This is a genomic window from Peribacillus sp., assembly GCF_059453735.1.
Genome location: NZ_JAZVJO010000497.1, coordinates 1 through 2740 on the forward strand (window position 1 = coordinate 1; position 2740 = coordinate 2740).

7 protein-coding genes are annotated in these 2740 nt (G+C 43.5%); 3 read left to right on the forward strand and 4 right to left on the reverse strand.

Annotated features, from left to right (window positions below):
• Positions 1 to 161, forward strand: a 161-nt coding sequence (locus AC52RT_RS16465) for an STAS domain-containing protein (RefSeq protein ID WP_495541754.1), incomplete at its 5' end; no start/stop codon positions are given.
• A 121-nt stretch (positions 162 to 282) separates the two neighbouring features.
• On the opposite strand, the gene AC52RT_RS16470 is transcribed toward AC52RT_RS16465, so the two are convergent.
• Both AC52RT_RS16470 and AC52RT_RS16475 read right to left on the reverse strand, forming a co-directional pair.
• Positions 283 to 447, reverse strand: coding sequence for a hypothetical protein (locus AC52RT_RS16470; RefSeq protein ID WP_495541748.1), 165 nt, complete (start codon positions 445 to 447; stop codon positions 283 to 285).
• 29 nt (positions 448 to 476) lie between these two features.
• Complete coding sequence (locus tag AC52RT_RS16475; protein WP_495541749.1) at positions 477 to 638, reverse strand: hypothetical protein; 162 nt, start codon at positions 636 to 638, stop codon at positions 477 to 479.
• Between the two features lie 534 nt (positions 639 to 1172).
• On the opposite strand from AC52RT_RS16475, the gene AC52RT_RS16480 reads away from it, so the two are divergent.
• Entirely contained in the window at positions 1173 to 1706 is a 534-nt protein-coding gene (locus AC52RT_RS16480; protein WP_495541750.1) for a hypothetical protein, read from the forward strand.
• A 139-nt stretch (positions 1707 to 1845) separates the two neighbouring features.
• Here AC52RT_RS16480 and AC52RT_RS16485 read toward each other — a convergent pair whose 3' ends face one another.
• Both AC52RT_RS16485 and AC52RT_RS16490 read right to left on the reverse strand, forming a co-directional pair.
• Positions 1846 to 2136, reverse strand: a complete 291-nt coding sequence (locus AC52RT_RS16485; RefSeq protein ID WP_495541751.1) for a hypothetical protein — start codon at positions 2134 to 2136, stop codon at positions 1846 to 1848.
• A gap of 97 nt (positions 2137 to 2233) precedes the next feature.
• Positions 2234 to 2410 (reverse strand): hypothetical protein, encoded by a 177-nt coding sequence (locus AC52RT_RS16490; RefSeq protein ID WP_495541752.1) that lies wholly within the window; start codon positions 2408 to 2410, stop codon positions 2234 to 2236.
• Between the two features lie 128 nt (positions 2411 to 2538).
• Between AC52RT_RS16490 and AC52RT_RS16495 the strand changes: the two genes are divergently transcribed.
• Positions 2539 to 2740: hypothetical protein (locus AC52RT_RS16495; protein ID WP_495541753.1), on the forward strand; the 202-nt coding region annotated here is incomplete at its 3' end.

Genomic DNA, 2740 nt, shown 5'->3' on the forward strand with positions numbered 1-2740 from the left:
TAGACAGTAAAGATCTTCAGTATATTTCTTCGGCAGGACTCCGTGTACTGCTGATCATGTACAAGGCTCTGGATGATCCTGAGGATTTCAAGATGATCAACATCAACGATACAGTCCGTGCCATCCTGGAGACGACCGGATTCGATCAGTTTATTCTCTGAACTTAAAATATAGGAAAACAAGTGATCCTTACACTTCAAACTGACCCCGTGCTTAAGAGCGCGGGGTCAGTTTTACATCCGATCAATAGATAATTGAATTCAGTTCTTATCTTTTGGACCGTCATTCTGCAACTGTGGATATATAGAGAGTCAGATCATCCGTACCGTTATCAGCTTCGGCATCATATTCTGCCGTGCACTCAGGATCCGTATAAAGATCATACATGGACATGCCCTGATGTGTTACGAGTATCTTCGTATGATTAACTACCGTATATTCGAGCACGGATTCATCTTCAGTACCGGGAGCAAAGATCAAGGTAACATTTCTGGTCTTCCCGGGATCATCCAGTGCATTAAGATAACCGGCGTAATATCCGTCTTCATCATAAATATCATAAGGTTCGATACCATAGGAATATATGCAAGCATACTAAGAGCAAGTGCCAATCCTGCAATTTGTATCATTTTCTTCATAGTGCAATCACCATCCTTTATTCTGTTTGAACGTGTATGCCTTCATAATACATAAGATATCCGTTACCGGCAGGACAAATGCCCGAAAATACGCACTTTAATCAATATTTGCATGATAGAATGCACCATTTGATGTATCAACACAACAGGCAGTGCGTATTATCACCACTTCTCAGGATGATATAATGTTTTTTACAAGAGGAGAAACAAATGAAGGATAAAAGCAAATCGATATGGATCTCTGTTACAGTCGTCCTGCTTGCCGTGATGACCGCTGTGTTGATGACTGCATGTAAGAATAAGACAAACATGACTTATGAGGAGTTTAAGTCATTGACGGCAGAGCAGAAGATCGAAGTCTTCAATAAGATGAACGGTCCGCAGATATATGATCTGGTAAAGGACAGTGATGAAAACTGGCCCGTCACATCTTATGACCTTATTTCTCCGGAGAATGCAAAAGAGACGATAGTATTGTTTAATAACAACGGAGACCTTCATTTCAATCTGGGTTGGCCGTGTTATGGAGGCTTCGTGCCGGAAAGCATTGCATCCATGGGTGAGCTGACGGGAAAAATGGATGTCAGCCGTGACGGCGGAGACGGCGGTTACTCTATGTCCTACGGCAGAAATGATGACGGCAGTTATCCCAATGATTCCCAGAGATCCGTTCCCAAGTCTTCTGCCACGGTCCGGACGGGGACCCTGGATGTGGACCGGTATAATCAGGTCGCCCTTATTGTTACAAATGGCGAAAGTGAAGAAGAGCGTCTGTCTGCGCTTAAGGAACTCGGGTTTGATGAGGAGATCGCCAAGCGGTTTATCTCAGATCAATCTGACTGGCTGAAACGTGATGAAGTATCAGGACCGCAAAATATAGATGACGGAGTCAGAATAGCAGGCCATACGGTAGACAGCCGGTATGGATATTACGGGATCACTGCACCCTGGAATGCCGGAAATCTGCATCTGGAAGGCGGAAGCGGACAGCTTGAGACGATATTCAGCTGGGGTACGCTTTGCGATTCAGGACTGATATATGATACGGGAACGGCGGAGATTCAATAAATAGATCGTTTAGGCCGACACCATTGCCGCCTGATCCGGAATTGGAAATAAATAGTGATAATACAAAAAGAACCGGAACAGTAAATCGGCTGTTCCGGTCTTATTATCTAATCTGGTATTTGACGGCTATGCAGGCAATTCACATCTCCGCATAGACCTCATCGAGCAGCTGCATCCACTCGTCCATCGTTAATCCGTAGGCTGAACATCTGCACATGTATGCATCAGGATTTTCGATCATAAACTTACGGAGCTCATGATAGGGCCATCCATAATGATTGACCTGTACTTCCACTACGTTCTCCAGAAACATTCTTGCACCATCGGTATTCCTCATACCGGTCTTATCCACGGGAGTCTTATCAGCCATTAATTCTCTACGGGCAACTCCGCCTGATACATTCTCAAGATCATTAGCATTAAGTTCCATTTTTTATGCCCCCCTTTCCTTATATGTGTATAACTTTATACTAACAGGGAAGAAGGAGTTGTAAATGTGTTCACGTCACTTTTTACACTTTATTAATTCACTTGTTAAAAATGTCATCGCCGTATCCGCGGGTGTTATAGAGATCATCAAGCCTGTTTACGAATTTAAGGCATAAACTGCTGCCGGCTGTCTTGCAAAAGGCAGCCGGTATCGTTAACCGAATCGTTAAACCCAATTCATTTTGAGCAAATATTTTGAATGTAAACTTAAACATATATTCTTAGTATGAAATGAGAGGATCGTCTTATGAAATACAGTATGGACACATACAGACTCTACTCGAGCGAGAAGGTCTTTTCCTTTGTAATCAGAGTCAGGGTAATTATGAAAGAAGAAGTCGACATGGAGGTTTTGAGACATGCTGTAAATGTTGCGATAAAGAGATATCCTTATTTTTCAAAAGAGGTCGTCCTGGGCAGTGACGGCGGATATGACCTGATCCCCAACAGCAGAGAGGTCGTGGTCATTCCCACTTCTGACAGCTTGCCGTATCTGTGCTCCGATGAAGTGAACCGCCATCTGCTGTTTATTGACTGCGAAGGAC

Excerpts from the sequence above, each read along its gene's own strand:
- AC52RT_RS16475 (WP_495541749.1), bottom strand. The coding sequence starts at position 638 with ATGAAGAAAATGATACAAATTGCAGGATTGGCACTTGCTCTTAGTATG.
- AC52RT_RS16490 (WP_495541752.1), bottom strand. The coding sequence starts at position 2,410 with ATGTTTAAGTTTACATTCAAAATATTTGCTCAAAATGAATTGGGTTTA.
- AC52RT_RS16485 (WP_495541751.1), bottom strand. The coding sequence starts at position 2,136 with ATGGAACTTAATGCTAATGATCTTGAGAATGTATCAGGCGGAGTTGCC.